Origin of the sequence: Nocardioides sp. (genome assembly GCF_036267815.1) — a bacterium.
Taxonomy (GTDB): Bacteria; Actinomycetota; Actinomycetes; order Propionibacteriales; family Nocardioidaceae; genus Nocardioides.
The window spans coordinates 31,209-47,921 of record NZ_DATAVI010000047.1; the positions used below are offsets into that span (position 1 = coordinate 31,209).

Sequence of the window (16,713 nt, forward strand, 5' to 3'; positions counted from 1 at the left end):
GGCAGGCGTGACCACCGCAGACGTCTACAAGACCGATCCGCTCCACGGGTCGCCGAACGGCGGGGTCATGCGCCGGCTCAACATGGGCACCGGCGTGATCGCCGGTGTGGTGCTCGCGGTCGCGGCCAACCAGCTCCTCAAGCACCTCACCAAGGACCACGTCCACGGTCCCGATGCCCGCGCCATGTTCACCATGGTGGGCTGGGCGGTGGGCTTCATGCTGGGCATCGGGGCCTTCACCGGCCCCTTCCGCTGGCTGTCCGGACGCGACCTGACCCACGCCGACGAGCTGTTCCTCGCGGGCAAGGACCAAGGCGTGAGCCGGTACTTCCGCTTCACCACCGACCACAAGGTCGTGGGCATCCAGTATCTGGTCCTGGTCATGGTGATGCTCGGGGCCGGCGGTTCGATGGCGATGCTGATCCGGACCGACCTGATCTCGCCCAACACCGGCTTCCTGGGCCCCCAGACCTACAACTCCCTGGTGGGTCTGCACGGCCTGACCATGATCCTGGCCACGATCATCATGGTGACCGGGCCGTTCGGGAACTTCGTCGTGCCACTGATGATCGGCGCGCGCGACATGGCGTTCCCGCGGCTCAACGCGCTGAGCCTCTGGCTGTTGGTCGCCATGCTGCCGATCCTGTACTCGGCCGCGTTCCTGGGAGGGATCCCGATGGGATGGGTCGGGTACACCCCGATCGCGGACCAGGGACCCAAGGGCGTCGACGCGTACATGATGGCGATCCTGGTCTTCGCCGTCTCCACGGCGGTGGCCGGCATGAACATCACGACGACCATCGTCACGATGCGCACACGGGGCATGACCTGGACCCGGACGCCGATCTTCGTGTACGGCGTTCTGGCCAGCGTGGTGCTCGCGCTGCCGGCGTTCCCGATGTTCATGGCCGCCGAGCTCCTGCTCCTGGTCGACAGAGTCATGGGCGGAGGCTTCTACGTCTCCAATCGCGGGGGCCAGCCCTGGCTCTACCAGAACCTGTTCTGGCTCATGGGTCACCCCGAGGTCTACGTGATCCTGATCCCGGCGGTCACCGCGCTGATGGAGCTGACCACGGTCTTCGCACGCAAGCCGTTGTACAGCTTCCGGGTAGCGGTCCTGTCGATCGTCGGCATCGTCGGTCTCAGCGTCACGGTGTGGGCCCATCACATGTTCGCCTCGGGGTGGGCGCCGGACCTCAACGGCCCGTTCATGCTGACGACCGAGATGATCTCCATCCCGACCGGCGGCCTCTTCCTGGTGATCCTGGGCACGATGTGGCGAGGCCGCATCTGGACGACGTTCCCGATGATGTGCACCTACGCGATGCTGTGGAACTTCATCATCGGGGGGATCACCGGCATCTACCTGTCCGACGTGCCGTTGGACTACCAGCTGCACGGCTCGATGTTCGTCACCGCACACTTCCACTACACCCTGATGGGCGCCGGGCTGACCGGCGCGATGGGCGCTCTGGGCTACTGGTTCCCCAAGATGACGGGGCGGATGCTGGCGAGCACCCCGGCCTTCGTCTCGTTCTGGCTGGTGCAGATCGGCTTCAACGTGACCTTCCTCGGGATGTTCATGGTCGGGCTGGAGGGCCAGCCGCGTCGGGTCGTCCACTACGACGCGAATCTGCACACCGGGAACCTGATCTCGACGATCGGTGCCTACTGCATCGGCGTCGGCATGCTGGTTCTGCTCTACGACGTCATCAGCTCCTGGCGCTCCGGGGAGTTGGCGCCGATGAACCCCTGGGGTGCCAAGACGCTGGAGTGGACGGTCCCGAACCCGATCCCGCTGGAGAACTTCGCCGTGCTACCGGTGGTCACCGAGGACGCCTACGGGTACGGCGAGGAACCGGTGACGGCCCCTGAGCCCGAACCCGTGCCGGCGTCCGCTGGCGCCGCCGCGACGGGCGTCGACCAAGGCGAGCGCACCCCCGGAGCTCCGGCATGAGCACCGAGTCGCTGGTCAACAAGGAGGCATTGGCTCCCGAGGAGCCGCACGAGTTCGGCGACCGCTGGCGGACCGGTGCGCTGTTGCTGATCCTCGCGGACGCGGCGTTCGTGGCCGCGCTCTCCTTCACCTTTCTCTATCTTCGGGCACTGGACACGCAGCACTCGTTCCACCCGGGTGGCACCGGCGTGGCCACCCTGTGGTGGTCCTGGACGGTGTCGGGCGTGATGGTCCTGTCCGCGCTGGCCTACTGGAACGGCTTCCGCGTGCACGAGCCCGGACGACGTCACTTCCTGGGTGGTGCCACGGTCGCGGTCATGGGCATGGCGGTCGCGTTGGTGCTCACGATCTTCCAGATGTACCAGTTCCCGTTCACCGTGAGCGACAACGCCTACTCGGGTGCGGTCTGGGTCATCACAGCCGGGAACGTCTTCCACCTGGTGATCACGGTCTTCCTGGGTGTGGGGATTGCGGTGCGAGTCAACCGGCGGGCCACCCGCGGGGCTCGGGACTGGCATGTGCGGATCGTCGGCATCTGGTTCGCCTGGGTCTGTGTCGCCTCGATCGTGGGGGCGTTGACGATCACCGTCGCCAACGGCACCGTCGGTTGCCCGCTGCCCAAGGATCAACCCGACCCGGGCGCTCGATCGGTGGTCGCGTCGTCATGCCCCAGTTCGGCCAGATAGGCCCGCCAAGCGCGCAGGCCGGGGTCGTCCTCGGGGATGTCGTGCTTGCCTCGCGACCGACCCGGAGGTGCTGGCCGGCGCACGGGCCGGTCGCGCACGACATGCCACCACATGAAGACGAAGACCGCAGCGTAGGCAGGCCATTCGAAGGTGTAGACCCAGGCGATCGAGCGTCCGCCGCGCGCACGCCCGAGCTCGAACCAACCTGCTGCCAGACACACCGCGATGGCCAGGGTGAAGAACAGGTGGTAGCGCCACACCGTGCGTCGTCGCTCGGCCCTCATGCGGCGGCACCCGTTCCCAGCCGAGCGCGGGACTGCTCGCGCTGGTCCCGTCGCTCCTCGGCCACCAGCCAGTTGCGTGCGGCCAGCACCATCCATCCGACGCCCAGCACCATCGACGTCGACCACATCGCGATGCCAGCCGCGCGCTGGTCGGCCAGTGGCCCCGGCGGGAAGGGGCGGTCCGTGTGGGCGTAGAACGGGTAGGCCAGGTGGGGCAGGGCGAAGATGAAGAACCCGAGGAACGCCATGGGCAGCATCACGCTGAACAGGGACGCGACGCGGACCCAGTGTCGCGCCTGTCGACCGGCCGTGCTGACCAGCAAGGGGTAGAAGTACAGCATCCCGACCGTCAGGTAGAGCGGGTGCTCGACGTAGTCGTGAACCACAGGGTGCTCCAGCGCGAAGTCGTAGACGGAGGGCAGGTGCGTCACGCCCATGACTCCGACGAACACGACCCAACCGGAGACCGGATGGGTCAGGATCCTGACGAGGTCGCTGCGCACGATCGGCACCAACCGGCGGCGACGCCAGCCCGGGCTCGAGACGCGGAACAGCAGCAGCAGCGGGTCTCCCAGGACCAGCAGGGGGGCCGCGAGGCTCATCAGCGCGATGTGCTGGGTCATGTGAGCGAAGAAGTACACGTCGTCCCACGCTCCGGGAGGACCGACGATGGCCACGAGCAGGGTGACGATCCCGCCGATCCAGCACGCGGTCATCGACCGTGGCCACGGCAGGCTCGGCGTACGCCGAGACACGATGCGAGCAGCGAGGAGATAGGCGGTCGCGAAGGCGAGAATCCCCAACCATGGCACGGGATCGAGGTCCCAGGTCCCGAGCAGCGACGCGAGATGGCCCACAACCGCTCACGGTACGCCGATCGTCGGCCGCGCGGAACGACCCTGCTCGTCATGGCCGTTCTGACCAGCTGCACCCTCACCGCCTGCGGCGCCGCACGCGGCGCCGAACGGCACAGCGGCGTGGGGAGCACGGAAGCCGCCGCTCCGAGCTATGGGACGACCCTGAACGGGCCCGTGCCCGCCACGATTCTGGACGCGCCCCTGGTCGACCAGGCCGGGCGTCCCACCTCTCTCGGATCGTGGCACGGCAAGGCCATCGTGCTGTCTGACGTGATGACGCTGTGTCAGGAGACATGCCCGCTGGCCACGGCGAGCATGGTGAGCGCGGCCCGGGAGATCGACCGCACCCCGCTGGGCAAGAACGTGGAGTTCGTGAGCCTGACCATCGACCCGGCTCGCGACGACCTCCGGCATCTGCGGGCCTATCGGCACCAGTTCGGTGCGCTGCCCAACTGGGCCGTGCTGCGCGGCTCCCCCCAGGTCGTGAACGCCATCTGGGACCGGCTGGGAGTCTGGCGGCACCGAACGCGGCTGCGTCCGCCGTACCCCACGGACTGGGTGACGGGGCAGCACCTCACCACCGACATCGCCCACACCGACGAGCTCATCCTCATCGACCGGGACCAGCGGTTCCGCTACGAGATGGAAGGCGCCGGGAACATCCGCCCCGGCGCGATCCCGGCACGCATCTACCGCTTCATGGACGCACTCGGTCATCGCAACGCGGCCAGGCCGGACGTCGGCTCGTGGTCGCCGTCCCAGGTGAAGACCGTGATCGGCTGGATGCTGGGCAGGCCGACGTCGTGACCGGACCCAGGACCGTCATCCTGCGCCTGTGCCTCGGCCTCGGCCTGCCCCTCCTGCTCACCGGGTGCCTGCAGGGACCCCCGGTGGGCCACCAGCGCGAGGACGCGGCCGTGGGGCTGACCGTGTTCGGACCCTCGGGGCAGCCCACCCTGCCCACACTGGCCGGATCGACCCTGTCGGGCAGGCGGCTGACGGCATCGTCGTACGCCGCAGGCTCGCCGCTCGTGGTCAACGTCTGGGCCTCGTGGTGCTCGCCATGCCGACGTGAGCTCCCCCTGCTCGTGCGCACGGCACGGCGCGGAGTCCGCGTGCTCGGGATCGACGAGCGAGACACGGAGTCCCGCGCGCGGGCTTTCGCGCGCAGCCACGGGGCCGTCTTCCCGAGTCTGAGCGATCCCGACGGCAAGATCCTCGCCTCACTTCGCGTCCTTCCCCAGGCCGGCATCCCCAGCACGCTCGTGGTCGACCCCTCGGGGCGCATCGTGGCCAGGGTGGTCGGACCTCTCACGCCGCGGGCCTTGGCGCGCGCCCTCACGAAGGCGGCAACGTGACCACCGACACCAGCATCGCTGCCGGATCGCAGGCAGTCAGAGTCCAGCAGCTCCTCTCGGCCTACCTCGCGCTGACGAAGCCGCGCATCATCGAGCTGTTGCTGCTCACGACCCTTCCGGTCATGTTTCTCGCCCAAGGAGGAGTGCCGCCCCTGGGGCTGGTCCTGGCCACGATCGTGGGCGGGACCCTGTCGGCAGGGAGCGCCAACGCCCTCAACTGCGTGGTCGACGCCGACATCGACGCCCGGATGAGGCGCACCCGGCGACGCCCCCTCGCCCGTGACCTGATCACGCGCCGGGCCGGGCTCGTCTTCGGCCTGGCCCTCGGCGTCGTCTCGACCCTCATGCTCGGAGCCCTCGTGAACTGGCTCTCGGCGGTGCTGGCCCTGGCAGCCAACGTGTTCTACGTGGTCGGCTACACCATCGTGCTCAAGCCCCGCACGACCCAGAACATCGTCTGGGGCGGGGCAGCCGGGTGCTTCCCCACCCTGATCGGCTGGACGGCGGTACGGGGCGAGCTGGGATGGCCGGCGGTGGTGCTCTTCCTGGTGGTGTTCTTCTGGACCCCGCCGCACTTCTGGGCACTGGCGATCCGCTATCGGGAGGACTACGCCGACGCGGGGGTGCCCATGCTCCCTGCCGTCGTCCCGACGCCAGCCGTGGCTCGACAGATACTGGCGTACTCCGTCATCACCGTTCTCACGTCACTCGTCCTCTGGCCGGTCGCGCACACCGGCCAGATCTACCCTGTGATCGCGCTCGTGCTGGGAGCTGTGCTGCTCCACGAGGCCGTCCAGCTGCTCCGGCGGGCTCGGGTCTCCGACGAGCTCACGACGCTCGCGCCGCTGAGGCTGTTCCATTTCTCGAACCTCTACCTGAGCCTGCTCTTCCTCGCCGTCGCCCTGGTCCCCTTCCTGTAAGGGGAGCTCCCGGGTCGAGAAGTCGGCTCCGACCAGCGGCCGGGTCGGAGGCCTCCGTCGGCGGAGCTCGGGGGCCCCGGGGGAAGTACCCCAAAGCAGGGACCCTGCTCGGGCGCTGCCGGGCGTACGATCAGCGGATGCCGGTGACCACGCGACTGCGAGACCTGTTGGGTGAGGTACGACGCACGCGGGTGGCCTACGACCTCGAGCTGCACCGCCGGCGGCCAGAGGCGTACCAGGTCAATGCGACGCGTCTCGCCGTGCTGATGGCGCTCGAGGACTACGCCTCGGCGCTGGGGCAGCAGAACCTTCCGGTGCCGCCCAAGATGCACCGCGACCTGAAGATGCTGCGGCTGCTGTGCGCGCAGACCCGCGCGGTCTGAGCCTCGTCCGACCCGGCAGCACGACGCGGCAGCACGACGCCCTAGCAGACGTGTGCCCCCGGCGGAAGTCCGCCGGGAGCACACGCGGTTCATGCGGTCAGCTCGTCACTTGACGCCGAAGTACAGGAACAGGTTGGTGGGGATGACCGGGGTGGTCTTCCCCGCCTTGACCTGCTTCAGCAGGTAGTGCGCCGACTTGTGGTGGCTGATCCTCTGGTACTCGGCCGGGCTGGTGACGCCGACGACGCGGACGTCCCACCACTCCGGCTTGCCGCCGTTGCGGTCGGTGATGAAGTGCTGGTGACCGGGCGTTGCGGCGTTCCGCAGGACCGCGAGCAGCTGCTTCTTGGTCAGCGTCGGGTAGAGCGGCTTGAGCGCGGGCTCGAGCCGGCGCAGGTCGATGGTGCCGGGGTGGTCGACGCACACGAGGCCGTTGGGGCACTCCATGCTCATCGGCTTCACGTCGAAGCCGAGCGGCACGGTGATGTACAGCGGGTCGTGCTGCTTGGAGGGTGCCTTCTTCCACTTCGCGCCCGCCTCGCACTTCGACGACGCGGTCGACCTCACCGACTTGTCGCACCAGTAGCCGCGGCTGTAGGTGAAGCTGGTCACGTGGCCCTTGAAGAAGGCCTTGGTCATGCCGAACTCGTTGATGCCACGACCCTTGGCCATCGCGTTGCTGGGCGGCATCGAGGAGCTGCCGGAGGCAGCGAACGCCATCCCTACGCCACCGGCCAGGAGAACCGCGGCCAGCATCGCCCCAAGGCGAGCCCGTCCGCTTCCGAAGAACTTCATGGGTTGCGTTCCCTTCCGCGACCGCCACGTTGACCGCCGCTGCGGAGAGTTCGCCACGAGCGGGACAGCGGATTGCCACGAGATGGCGATGCGGACCAATCCGCGCAGTCTCCGTGCGCGAATCCCCCGCGTGACCTCAGCGGTACGGCTGCCGCGCCGGTCACACCCAGCCAGCGCCGATCGCGACCTCTCCAGGAGGAGCTCATGAAGGTCACCACCTCACCGGACCAGTGGGTCGCCTCGATCCTGCTGTTCGTGGCCGCCGGCACCCACATCCCGCTGATCCGGGAGCACATGGAGGAGGCGCCGTACATCGGGTGGCTGTTCGTCGCGCTCAGTGTCGTGTGCATCGTCTTCGGCGTCGCCATCCTGGTCCTCGACAACCCCGGACTGTGGCTGCTCAGCGGCCTGGTGTGCTTCGCAGCGGTGGTCGCATTCCTCGCCTCGCGCACCATCGGGCTGCCCCAGATCGGCGACGACATCGGCAACTGGACCGAGCCGCTCGGCTTCCCGGCCGTCGTGTCGGAGGCGCTGGTGCCGCTCCTGGCCTACCTGCACCTCCGCGAGCGCCACGCCGCGCGGGTCACCGCTGGCAACGGAACCAACCCTGCCTGAGCTGAGCCTGCCCGTCCTCACGGGTCTCGCTCATGCGGAGTGGTGACCACCGGACGCGTCGGCGTTACGCGCGCTCCGCGATGAGACCAGCCAGGTGACGAACCCGTGACGGATCGGCCGCGCACCGGCTGCCCGGGCCCGGCTGCTGGCAGGGTGGAGGGGTGAGCACTCGTGCAGAGGTGGCCGTCATCGGCGGCACCGGCTTCTACTCGTTCCTGCGCGATCCCGAGGACGTGCCCGTCGCGACGCCGTACGGCGAGCCGTCGGCGCCGGTGTCGGTCGGCGAGGTCGCGGGGCGGCGGGTGGCCTTCCTGCCTCGGCACGGGCGCGGCCACGAGTACCCACCGCACGCGATCAACTACCGCGCCAACCTGTGGGCGCTGCGCTCGCTCGGCGTGCGCCAGGTGCTCGCGCCGTGCGCGGTCGGAGGCCTACGGCCGGAGGTGGCACCGGGGGACCTCGTGGTGCCCGACCAGCTGGTCGACCGGACGAGCGGACGTGCGCGCACCTTCGTCGAGCATGGCGCCGTGCACCTGCCCTTCGCCGACCCGTACTGCCCGCGCCTGGGCGAGGTCCTGGCTGCCGCCGACGGCGTCCACGAGGGCGGCACGATGGTCGTCGTCGACGGGCCGAGGTTCTCCACCCGGGCCGAGTCGCAGGACTACGCCGCCCGCGGCTGGACGCTGGTCAACATGACGGGCGCCCCCGAGGCGGCGCTGGCGCGCGAGCTGCGGATGTGCCTGGCCACGATCGCGCTGGTCACCGACATGGATGCCGGCGCCGAGCAGGAGCAGGGCGTGCGCCAGCAGGACGTCTTCGCGCTGTTCGCCCAGAACACCGAGCGGCTCAAGGGCCTGCTCGCCGGGGTCGTCGAGCAGCTCCCGGACCCCGACGGGTGCAGCTGCCACAGCTGGGCGGACGGCATCGACCTCACCTACGAGATCCCGGGGGAGTCACCGTGCGAGTGCTGCTGACGGGCTCCGCCGGTTTCATCGGCTCGGCGGTGGCGGAGGCGTTCTCGGGCAGCGGCGACGAGGTCGCCGCGGTGGATGTGATGCTGCCGCAGGCGCACGGTGCCGCCGACGTGCCGGCGGGGACCCACCGGCTCGACGTCCGCGACGCGCAGGCCTGGACCGGGTTGCTGCGTGGGACCGACGTCGTCGTTCACGAGGCCGCCCTGGTCGGGCTCGGCGCGCAGGTCTCGGACTTCCCCGACTACGCCTCGCACAACGACCTCGGCACCGCGACCCTGCTTGCCGCGATGGCGAGCGCGGGCGTCGGTCGCCTGGTGCTGGCCTCGTCGATGGTGGTCTACGGCGAGGGCCGCTACGCCTGCGTCGCGCACGGCGTCCAGCAGCCGACGCCGCGTCGCCGGGCGGACCTGGACGGCGGCCGGTTCGACAACGCGTGCCCGGTGTGCGACGAGCCGCTGGCCTGGCAGCTCGTCGACGAGGATGCGCCCCTCGACCCCCGCAGCGCCTACGCCGCCAGCAAGCTCGCCCAGGAGCACTACGCCGCGGCCTGGGCGCGCCAGACCGGCGGCAGCGTCGTGGCCCTGCGCTACCACAACGTCTACGGCCCGGGCATGCCGCGGGACACGCCGTACTCCGGGGTCGCTGCGATGTTCCGCTCGTCGGTGGAGCGTGGTGAGCCGCCCCAGGTCTTCGAGGACGGCCGGCAGATGCGCGACTTCGTGCACGTCTGCGACGTCGCCCGTGCCAACGTGCTCGCGGCCGGCGCCGCGGGTGACGGGCCGACCGGGTTCGCGGCGTACAACGTCTGCTCGGGCACCCCGGTCTCGATCCTCGACGTGGCTCGCGCGGTCACCGGTGACGGACCGGCGCCGGAGGTGACCGGACGCTATCGCCTCGGTGACGTCAGGCACGTCGTGGCCTCGCCGGAGCGCGCGGCGCGCGAGCTCGGCTTCCGCGCGCAGATCGTGCCCTCGGTCGGCTTGGCCGCCTTCCGGACGGACCCGCTCCGGGCCTGAGCCGGCGCCGGCCCGGCGACCAGACCCGGCTCACCAGCCGGTCAGCAGGAGATGCTCGACCAGGAGGGCGGTCACGACCTGGCCGACCAGGGCGCGGCGACGCCACGACTCGGGCAGGAACGCGGTCGAGAGCAGCAGCCACGGCACGAACGGCAGCCAGATCCGCTCGACCTCGGCCTTGCTCATCAAGGAGAGGTCCGCCACCGCGACGGAGAGCGCTGCGGCGCCGACCAGCAGTCGCACGGCGCTCGGCACCTCGCGTCCGCGTGCGACGACCGACGCCAGACCGGCCCCCACCATCGGGCCGGCGCAGACCAGCAGCGACGCGAGGTCGCCCCAGAGCCAGTACGACGCGGGGCGATCGTGGGCGATCCCGGCCCAGTAGCGGTCGCGCAGCACGGGGTAGGCCTCCCACCACACGAAGCCCCCGCCTGCCAGGGCGAGCACCGGCAGCAGTGCTACGACGGCGACGACCGGCAGGATCCGCCAGGCCCGGGTGACGATCAGGACGGCGATCGGCAGGGTCGCGTAGAGGACGAGGCCGTAGGACAGGGTCGGCAGGAGCCCGAGCAGCAGACCGCCGCCGGCGGCCGCGCCCCAGCGGGTCCGGGTGTGCTGGGTGGTCGCGGCCACGGCCACGAGGGCCACACCCCAGGCGCCCACGGTCCCGAAGAGAGCGTCGGCCGAGACGGCGATCCACAAGGCGGCGGGCGTGAGCACGAGGTACGGCGCTGCCTGGCGGGCGAGGGCCTCCTGGCCCAGGGCGCGCATCGTGACCAGCACCGCGATCGGCATGCTCACCCCGATCAGGGTGATCAGCAGGCCCGCGACGAACGGGTCACCGAGGCCGGTCCTGACCAGGACCACGAAGAAGAGCAGCGCGCCCGGAGGATGTCCGGCCGGATGGGTCGGCCACCCGCCGGGGCTGCCGAGCGGGATCCGCGCGACGTAGCCCTGGAGCATGGCGTGCAGCCCGTCCACCCGGCGCGCGCTGAAGAGGTACTCGCCGTGGCTCGAGGTCGCGCGTGACAGTCCGCTGGGGCCGGACACGAACGCCAGCGCCAGCGCCCAGGCAAGGCCGGCGGCGTACGTCGCGCCGAGCAGGCGTCGCCACTCGAGGCGTTCGGCGAGCCGATGCCCGTGCCCGACCCCCGCCCACGCCAGCAGCAGGGCGAACGGCGTGCCGATCCCCAGGTGCGGGTCCCACGCGGCGTACAGCGGCGCGGCCGTGTGCCGCAGGACCCCGGAGGCGTGGACGTTCCAGCCGGTCAGCGGTGGCACGGCGAACGCCGCGCCGACCAGGACCACCGCGATCGCGAGACCCCGAGCCGCGGCGCGGGCCATCCGCGGCTCCCGGGTCACCTCGGGCCGGACGGCTGAGGTGGCGGGCATCCAGCCAGGCTAGGCGTGGACGGGGTCCGGGGGGCAGGCCGCGGGGCGTCGTCAGGCTTTCGTAACCCCATCCGGACCCGCCGCCGGCTACGTACGCCTAGCGTGACGAGCATGGACTCCTCGGCTCGCGGCCCGGCGTGCGACCTGGTGCTCCCCTGTCGTGACGAGGGCCCCGCGCTGCGCGCGCTGCTGCCCGAGGTGCCCGAGACCTTCCGCGTCATCGTGGTCGACAACGGCTCGACCGACGACACCGTCGCGGTCGCCCTCGCCCACGGTGCGAGCGTCGTCCACGAGCCCGTGCCCGGCTACGGCGCGGCGGTCCACGCCGGCATCGAGGCGGCCACCGCGCCGTACGTCGCGGTGATGGACGGGGACGGGTCGTTCGACCCGCACGAGCTGCCGAGGCTGCTGGCGCCGATCGTCGCGGGAGAGCTCGACCTCGCCCTGGGACGCCGGCGCCCGGTTGCCCGCGGCGTATGGCCCTGGCACGCGCGCCTGGGCAACGGGCTCGCGGTCCGGATCCTGCGCCGGTCCGGCTTCCCCGCGCACGACGTGGCGCCGGTGCGGGTGTGCCGGCGCGCGGACCTGCTGGCGCTGGGCGTCGCTGACCGCCGCTTCGGCTATCCCGTGGAGCTGCTGCGCAAGGCCCACGGCGCCGGCTGGCGCCTGGGGGAGTACGACGTGACCTACCGACCGCGGGCAGCGGGTACGCGGTCGAAGGTGAGCGGCTCCCTGCGTGGCACCGTCCGGACGGCACGCGACTTCTGGAAGGTGCTCGCCGCATGAGGGCCCTGGTGATGGCCAAGGCCCCGGTCCCGGGGAGGGTCAAGACGCGCCTCGGCGCGACCGTCGGCATGGAGGCCGCGGCCGCCGTGGCCGCTGCCGCACTCCTGGACACCCTGGCCGCCTGTCGAGCGGCGTTCGACGAGTGCCACCTCGCACTCGAGGGCGACCTGCGCGACGCCGCCTCCGCATCCGAGCTGGGTGGCGCGCTGAGGGGTTGGCTGGTCCACCCCCAATGTGGGTCGTCGCTGGGCGAGCGGCTCGCCCACGCCCACGCCGACACCGCCGGACCCGGAGCCACCGTGCAGGTCGGCATGGACACCCCGCAGCTGACCGCCGAGGACCTGCTCGTGGTCGCCGACGCCGCCGACGACGGGAGCGCCGTGCTGGGTCCGGCGCCGGACGGCGGCTGGTGGGTGCTCGCACTGGGCGACGCCCGGGCGGCGGCGACCCTGGCCGGCGTCCCGATGTCGCGGCCCGACACCTTCGTGCGCACGCGGGAGGCGCTGGTGGCGGCCGGACAGACCGTCGTACCGGCGCGTGAGCTGCGCGACGTCGACACCGCGGCCGACGCCGACGCGGTCGCGGCGGGTCTGAGCAGCGGCCACTTCCTGCGGGCGTGGTCGGAGGTGGCGTCGTGACGCCGGTGTCCGCGCCGGTCTCGCCCGAGGACGTGTTCGCCTCGGCCCTGCGCGGCGAGCCCTGCCTGGTGATCGACGAGGACGGACGCGATGCCTGGCTGCCCACCGAGCAGTGGCTGCGCGACGCCGACTCGCACGACGAGACGTTCCTGGGGCTCTGCGACGGACCGACCGTCGACATCGGCTGCGGCCCCGGCCGGATGACCCACGCCCTCGCGCGCACCGGGCGGACCGTGCTGGGGATCGACGTCGTGCCCGAGGCGATCCGGCTCAGCCTCGGCCGCGGCGTGACGGCGCTGTTGCGCGACGTCTTCGGCCCGATTCCGGGGGAGGGACGCTGGGGGACCGCCCTCCTCGCCGACGGCAACATCGGGATCGGGGGAGACCCGGTGGCGCTGCTCCAGCGCACCCGTCAGCTGATCGCGCCCTCCGGCCGGGTCGTCGTCGAGCTGGCCCCTCCGGGCACCGGCGTCCGCACCCGACACGTCCAGCTGGCGACGACCGTCGGCCGGAGCGCGCCGTTCGCCTGGACGACGGTCGCCGCCGACGCCATCGAGGCGGTGGCACGTGCCGCGGGCCTCCGGGCGGCCACGGCACACCGCGGGGGCGGCCGGTACGGTGCCGTTCTCGTGGTACGACGATGAAGCTCGCGGCACCTCCGCGACCGCGACGGATCCCTCAGGAGGACGACTTCACGTCGTGGCTGCGCAGCCCCGCGGTCACGGCCCGGATCGGGGTCTGGCTGGGCGTGACCTTCGGCCTGGCCTTCGTCACCGGGGTGATCAGCCACTGGGCGCAGACGCCCGCCCCGTGGCTCCCGTTCCCTACGAGTCCGAGCTGGGGGTACCGCGTCACGCAGGGCGTGCACGTGATCTCCGGGACCGCGGCGGTCCCGCTGCTGCTGGTGAAGCTGTGGACCGTCTTCCCCAAGCTCGTCGCGCGGCCACCGAAGTCGCTCGGGGCGCTGCTCGCCCACGGCCTCGAGCGGATCTCGATCGGCGTGCTCGTCGCGTCCGCCATCTTCCAGCTGGCATCGGGCCTGGCCAACAGCGCGCAGTGGTATCCCTGGCACTTCCACTTCCGCGCCACCCACTACGCCGTCGCGTGGATCGCGATCGGGTCGCTGCTGGTGCACATCGCGGTGAAGCTGCCGATCGTGCGCGCCGCGTTCGCCGCCGACGTCGACGACACGGCTCAGGACCGGCCGGGGATGGCCGCCGGCCCCGGCGTGCTCACGCGGCGGGGGCTGCTGCGCACCACGTGGACCGCGGCGGGGGTGGCGGTGCTGGCGACGGCCGGCGCCACCGTGCCCTGGCTGCGACACGTCTCGGTCCTCGCGGTGAGGTCGGGCACCGGTCCTGGCGGTGTCCCGATCAACCACACCGCCGCCGAGCGCGGGGTGGTGTCGTCCGCGACCAGCGCGGCGTACCGGCTCGTCGTGGCCTACGACGGCCGCGAGACGTCGTACACGCTTGCGGAGCTGCGGGCGATGCCGCAGGCCACGGCCTCTCTGCCGATCGCCTGCGTGGAGGGATGGAGCGCCGGAGCGACCTGGACCGGGGTGCCGGTGCGCGACCTGCTCGCCCGCGCCGGAGCGCCGGCCCGCAGCCAGGTGATCGTGCGCTCGCTCCAGTCGAGCGGCGGCGAGCGCTACAGCTACCTCGCGCCGAACTTCACCGAGGACCCGCGCACCCTGCTGGCGCTGCGCCTGCACGGCGAGCCGCTCTCCCTCGACCACGGCTTCCCGTGCCGGCTGATCGCCCCCGACCGCCCGGGCGTCCTCCAGACCAAGTGGGTCGGCCGGCTGGAGGTGACCCGATGACGAGCCCGACGCGCCTCGTCGTCGGCGCCGCGGGCCTCGGCGTCGGGGCGTACGGCGTGCTGCGGCTGCTGGAGCTGGGGCTCGTCAACCTGCGGGGCGCCGTGACCTGGCTGGCCGGCGGCGTCGTCCTGCACGACGCGGTGTTCGCCCCGCTGGTGCTCGTGGTCGCCCTCGTGGGGGCCCGGCTGCTGCCCCGCCGCTGGCTCGCGCCGGTGACCGTCGCGCTGGTGGTCCTGGTCCCCGTGACGCTGCTGTCCCTCCCCGAGCTCGGGCGCTTCGGGGCGGACCCGCGTAACGACACGCTGCTGGACCGGCACTACTGGTGGGGCTGGTCCGTGCTCAGCACACTGGTCGTGCTGACGGTGCTGGCGACTGCCCTGACCAGGGCGGCGCTGACGAGACGAGGAGGTGACCATGGCGCGCGTGATGGTGGTCGATGACGACCTGACGGTGCGCGAGGTCGTCGTCACCTACCTCCGGGCGGCGGGCTACGACGTGGCCGAGGCCGCGGACGGCGAGTCGGCCCTGGCCGACCTCCGCGAGACGCGCGCCGACCTGGTGGTGCTCGACCTGATGCTGCCCGGGATCGACGGTCTGGAGGTCTGTCGGCGCATCCGCGCGAAGGGCGACGACGTCCCGGTCATCATGCTCACCGCGCTCGGCGCCGAGACCGACCGGGTCGTCGGCCTCGAGCAGGGCGCGGACGACTACGTCACCAAGCCGTTCAGCCCGCGCGAGCTCGCCCTCCGGGTCGGCTCGGTCCTGCGACGCGTCGGGGAGCGCGGCGCCGTCACCGGCCGCGTCTGCGACGGCGACCTCGTCGTCGACGCGGGCCAGCACGTCGCCACGCTCGGCGGGAGCCGGCTCTCGCTCACCGCCCGGGAGTTCGACCTGCTGCGGTTCTTCCTGAGCCATCCGGGGCGCGCGTTCTCGCGCGACGAGCTGCTGCAACGCGTGTGGGGCTGGTCGTTCGGAGACCAGTCGACGGTCACGGTGCACGTGCGCCGACTGCGCGAGAAGGTCGAGCAAGACCCGACCCACCCCGTCCGGCTCGCCACCGTGTGGGGCGTCGGCTACCGCTGGGAGCCGGCGTCATGACCCACGACCAGGTCGTCATCGTCCTCAACACCGCCGCGTGGTCGGGGGGCGTCGGCGTCGCGGGTGCCCTCGTGCTGTGGCTCGGACGTCGAGCCTCCGTGCGCTGGCTCACCCTCGGCGTCGCGACGACCGCCGTGCTGGCGGTCGTCGCGGGCACGGTGGCGACGTCGCGCGCGATGTTCCTCTCCCACCACGACCTCGGGGTCATCACCCTGGTCGCGGCGGTCGCCGGCGTCGTGGCGCTCGTCGTCGCGCTGGCTGTCGGGACGGCGCTCGCCCGCTGGTCGCGCCAGCTGCGAGACGAGGCCCGGCGGTTCGGGGAGAGCGGCGCCTTCGTCGCCGGGCGGAGCGGCCCGGCCGAGTTCACCGCCCTGTCGGAGGAGCTGCGCAACACCAGCGAGAAGCTGGCTGAGTCGCGGGAGCGGGAGCTGACCCTGGAGCAGTCGCGCCGCGAGCTGGTCTCCTGGGTCTCCCACGACCTGCGGACGCCGTTGGCCGGGTTGCGCGCCATGACCGAGGCGCTGGAGGACGGGCTGGCCGACGACCCGGCGCGCTACCACCTCCAGATGCGCTCCGAGGTCGACCGGATGGTGCGGATGGTCGACGACCTCTTCGAGCTCTCGCGCATCCATGCCGGCGTCCTCCGGATCAGCCCGCAGGCGGTCGCCCTCGGCGACGTCGTCAGCGAGGCGTTGGCCGGCGCCGACTCGGTGGCCCAGGCCCGCGGCGTACGTCTCGGCGGGTACGTCGACGAGGACGTCCTGGTCACCGCCGACCCCGCGAGCCTGTCCCGCGTCGTGTCCAACCTGCTGATGAACGCCATCCGGCACACGCCGCCGGACGGCGTCGTCGAGGTCCGCGGCCGAGCGGTGCCCGACGGCGTCGAGCTGTCGGTGACCGATGCCTGCGGCGGGCTCAAGGACGACGAGCTGAGCCGGGTGTTCGACGTCGGCTGGCAGGGCAGCGCCGCCCGCACGCCGGCGCACGACAACGCGGCCGGCGGAGCAGGAGCCGGGCTCGGACTGGCGATCGTCAAGGGCATCGTCGAGGCACATCTGGGCAACGTCGCCGTCAGCAACCACGAGCCCGGATGCCGGTTCCTGGTCACGCTGCCCACCTAGGGAGCTACACC

At 71.8% G+C, this 16,713-nt stretch carries 20 protein-coding genes; 16 read left to right on the forward strand and 4 right to left on the reverse strand.

Annotated features, from left to right (window positions below; all coding sequences use genetic code 11):
* The first annotated feature begins 7 nt into the window (after positions 1–7).
* Both VHW64_RS10175 and VHW64_RS10180 read left to right on the forward strand, forming a co-directional pair.
* The gene (locus VHW64_RS10175) at positions 8–1,957 is read left to right on the forward strand and encodes a cytochrome c oxidase subunit I (protein WP_329650431.1); all 1,950 of its coding nucleotides are present in this window, start codon (positions 8–10) and stop codon (positions 1,955–1,957) included.
* Positions 1,954–2,643, forward strand: a complete 690-nt coding sequence (locus VHW64_RS10180) for a hypothetical protein (protein ID WP_329650432.1) — start codon at positions 1,954–1,956, stop codon at positions 2,641–2,643. The genes VHW64_RS10175 and VHW64_RS10180 overlap by 4 nt, the downstream gene beginning before the upstream one ends.
* On the opposite strand, the gene VHW64_RS10185 is transcribed toward VHW64_RS10180, so the two are convergent.
* Both VHW64_RS10185 and VHW64_RS10190 read right to left on the reverse strand, forming a co-directional pair.
* Positions 2,583–2,927 (reverse strand): hypothetical protein, encoded by a 345-nt coding sequence (locus VHW64_RS10185; protein WP_329650433.1) that lies wholly within the window; start codon positions 2,925–2,927, stop codon positions 2,583–2,585. The genes VHW64_RS10180 and VHW64_RS10185 overlap by 61 nt on opposite strands.
* Positions 2,924–3,784 carry a cytochrome c oxidase assembly protein gene (locus VHW64_RS10190; protein WP_329650434.1) on the reverse strand — a complete coding sequence of 287 codons (861 nt, stop codon included), beginning with the start codon at positions 3,782–3,784 and terminating at the stop codon, positions 2,924–2,926. Before VHW64_RS10190 ends, VHW64_RS10185 begins: the two co-directional genes overlap by 4 nt.
* 51 nt (positions 3,785–3,835) lie before the next feature.
* Here VHW64_RS10190 and VHW64_RS10195 point away from each other — a divergent pair, with 51 nt between their 5' ends.
* The 4 genes from VHW64_RS10195 (at position 3,836) to VHW64_RS10210 (ending at position 6,445) form a co-directional block, all read left to right on the forward strand.
* Positions 3,836–4,591 carry an SCO family protein gene (locus VHW64_RS10195; protein WP_329650435.1) on the forward strand — a complete coding sequence of 252 codons (756 nt, stop codon included), beginning with the start codon at positions 3,836–3,838 and terminating at the stop codon, positions 4,589–4,591.
* A complete protein-coding gene (locus VHW64_RS10200) occupies positions 4,588–5,142 on the forward strand; it encodes a TlpA disulfide reductase family protein (protein WP_329650436.1) in 555 nt (184 codons plus the stop codon). Before VHW64_RS10195 ends, VHW64_RS10200 begins: the two co-directional genes overlap by 4 nt.
* Positions 5,139–6,062, forward strand: coding sequence for a heme o synthase (locus tag VHW64_RS10205; protein WP_329650437.1), 924 nt, complete (start codon positions 5,139–5,141; stop codon positions 6,060–6,062). The genes VHW64_RS10200 and VHW64_RS10205 overlap by 4 nt, the downstream gene beginning before the upstream one ends.
* A 137-nt stretch (positions 6,063–6,199) precedes the next feature.
* Positions 6,200–6,445 carry a hypothetical protein gene (locus tag VHW64_RS10210; protein ID WP_329650438.1) on the forward strand — a complete coding sequence of 82 codons (246 nt, stop codon included), beginning with the start codon at positions 6,200–6,202 and terminating at the stop codon, positions 6,443–6,445.
* Between the two features lie 105 nt (positions 6,446–6,550).
* Here the strand turns inward: VHW64_RS10210 and VHW64_RS10215 are convergent, their stop codons facing one another.
* Positions 6,551–7,240, reverse strand: coding sequence for a hypothetical protein (locus tag VHW64_RS10215; protein WP_329650439.1), 690 nt, complete (start codon positions 7,238–7,240; stop codon positions 6,551–6,553).
* A 204-nt stretch (positions 7,241–7,444) separates the two neighbouring features.
* Between VHW64_RS10215 and VHW64_RS10220 the strand changes: the two genes are divergently transcribed.
* The 3 genes from VHW64_RS10220 (at position 7,445) to VHW64_RS10230 (ending at position 9,845) form a co-directional block, all read left to right on the forward strand.
* On the forward strand, positions 7,445–7,855 hold the full coding sequence (locus tag VHW64_RS10220) for a hypothetical protein (RefSeq protein ID WP_329650440.1): 411 nt from the start codon (positions 7,445–7,447) through the stop codon (positions 7,853–7,855).
* Between the two features lie 161 nt (positions 7,856–8,016).
* Positions 8,017–8,829, forward strand: coding sequence for an S-methyl-5'-thioadenosine phosphorylase (locus VHW64_RS10225; protein ID WP_329650441.1), 813 nt, complete (start codon positions 8,017–8,019; stop codon positions 8,827–8,829).
* Positions 8,814–9,845, forward strand: coding sequence for an NAD-dependent epimerase/dehydratase family protein (locus VHW64_RS10230; protein WP_329650442.1), 1,032 nt, complete (start codon positions 8,814–8,816; stop codon positions 9,843–9,845). The genes VHW64_RS10225 and VHW64_RS10230 overlap by 16 nt, the downstream gene beginning before the upstream one ends.
* 30 nt (positions 9,846–9,875) lie before the next feature.
* Here the strand turns inward: VHW64_RS10230 and VHW64_RS10235 are convergent, their stop codons facing one another.
* Positions 9,876–11,237 carry a hypothetical protein gene (locus VHW64_RS10235; protein ID WP_329650443.1) on the reverse strand — a complete coding sequence of 454 codons (1,362 nt, stop codon included), beginning with the start codon at positions 11,235–11,237 and terminating at the stop codon, positions 9,876–9,878.
* A 111-nt stretch (positions 11,238–11,348) separates the two neighbouring features.
* On the opposite strand from VHW64_RS10235, the gene VHW64_RS10240 reads away from it, so the two are divergent.
* From VHW64_RS10240 to VHW64_RS10270, 7 genes are read left to right on the forward strand one after another with little or no spacing between them, the layout of a single operon-like run.
* Positions 11,349–12,023 (forward strand): glycosyltransferase family 2 protein, encoded by a 675-nt coding sequence (locus VHW64_RS10240; RefSeq protein WP_329650444.1) that lies wholly within the window; start codon positions 11,349–11,351, stop codon positions 12,021–12,023.
* Positions 12,020–12,661, forward strand: coding sequence for a TIGR04282 family arsenosugar biosynthesis glycosyltransferase (locus VHW64_RS10245; protein WP_329650445.1), 642 nt, complete (start codon positions 12,020–12,022; stop codon positions 12,659–12,661). Before VHW64_RS10240 ends, VHW64_RS10245 begins: the two co-directional genes overlap by 4 nt.
* Entirely contained in the window at positions 12,658–13,305 is a 648-nt protein-coding gene (locus VHW64_RS10250; protein ID WP_329650446.1) for a class I SAM-dependent methyltransferase, read from the forward strand. The genes VHW64_RS10245 and VHW64_RS10250 overlap by 4 nt, the downstream gene beginning before the upstream one ends.
* Entirely contained in the window at positions 13,302–14,483 is a 1,182-nt protein-coding gene (locus VHW64_RS10255) for a molybdopterin-dependent oxidoreductase (protein ID WP_329650447.1), read from the forward strand. The genes VHW64_RS10250 and VHW64_RS10255 overlap by 4 nt, the downstream gene beginning before the upstream one ends.
* Positions 14,480–14,923, forward strand: a complete 444-nt coding sequence (locus tag VHW64_RS10260; protein WP_329650448.1) for a hypothetical protein — start codon at positions 14,480–14,482, stop codon at positions 14,921–14,923. Before VHW64_RS10255 ends, VHW64_RS10260 begins: the two co-directional genes overlap by 4 nt.
* Positions 14,898–15,581 (forward strand): response regulator transcription factor, encoded by a 684-nt coding sequence (locus VHW64_RS10265; protein WP_329650449.1) that lies wholly within the window; start codon positions 14,898–14,900, stop codon positions 15,579–15,581. Before VHW64_RS10260 ends, VHW64_RS10265 begins: the two co-directional genes overlap by 26 nt.
* A complete protein-coding gene (locus VHW64_RS10270; RefSeq protein WP_329650450.1) occupies positions 15,578–16,702 on the forward strand; it encodes a HAMP domain-containing sensor histidine kinase in 1,125 nt (374 codons plus the stop codon). Before VHW64_RS10265 ends, VHW64_RS10270 begins: the two co-directional genes overlap by 4 nt.
* Positions 16,703–16,713 lie beyond the last annotated feature (11 nt).

Bases quoted from the DNA above. Each gene is read 5' to 3' on its own strand.
- VHW64_RS10180 (WP_329650432.1), top strand. From the start codon at position 1,954: ATGAGCACCGAGTCGCTGGTCAACAAGGAGGCATTGGCTCCCGAGGAG.
- VHW64_RS10185 (WP_329650433.1), bottom strand. From the start codon at position 2,927: ATGAGGGCCGAGCGACGACGCACGGTGTGGCGCTACCACCTGTTCTTC.
- VHW64_RS10195 (WP_329650435.1), top strand. From the start codon at position 3,836: ATGGCCGTTCTGACCAGCTGCACCCTCACCGCCTGCGGCGCCGCACGC.
- VHW64_RS10210 (WP_329650438.1), top strand. From the start codon at position 6,200: ATGCCGGTGACCACGCGACTGCGAGACCTGTTGGGTGAGGTACGACGC.
- VHW64_RS10215 (WP_329650439.1), bottom strand. From the start codon at position 7,240: ATGAAGTTCTTCGGAAGCGGACGGGCTCGCCTTGGGGCGATGCTGGCC.
- VHW64_RS10220 (WP_329650440.1), top strand. From the start codon at position 7,445: ATGAAGGTCACCACCTCACCGGACCAGTGGGTCGCCTCGATCCTGCTG.
- VHW64_RS10235 (WP_329650443.1), bottom strand. From the start codon at position 11,237: ATGCCCGCCACCTCAGCCGTCCGGCCCGAGGTGACCCGGGAGCCGCGG.
- VHW64_RS10240 (WP_329650444.1), top strand. From the start codon at position 11,349: ATGGACTCCTCGGCTCGCGGCCCGGCGTGCGACCTGGTGCTCCCCTGT.
- VHW64_RS10245 (WP_329650445.1), top strand. From the start codon at position 12,020: ATGAGGGCCCTGGTGATGGCCAAGGCCCCGGTCCCGGGGAGGGTCAAG.
- VHW64_RS10255 (WP_329650447.1), top strand. From the start codon at position 13,302: ATGAAGCTCGCGGCACCTCCGCGACCGCGACGGATCCCTCAGGAGGAC.
- VHW64_RS10260 (WP_329650448.1), top strand. From the start codon at position 14,480: ATGACGAGCCCGACGCGCCTCGTCGTCGGCGCCGCGGGCCTCGGCGTC.
- VHW64_RS10265 (WP_329650449.1), top strand. From the start codon at position 14,898: ATGGCGCGCGTGATGGTGGTCGATGACGACCTGACGGTGCGCGAGGTC.
- VHW64_RS10270 (WP_329650450.1), top strand. From the start codon at position 15,578: ATGACCCACGACCAGGTCGTCATCGTCCTCAACACCGCCGCGTGGTCG.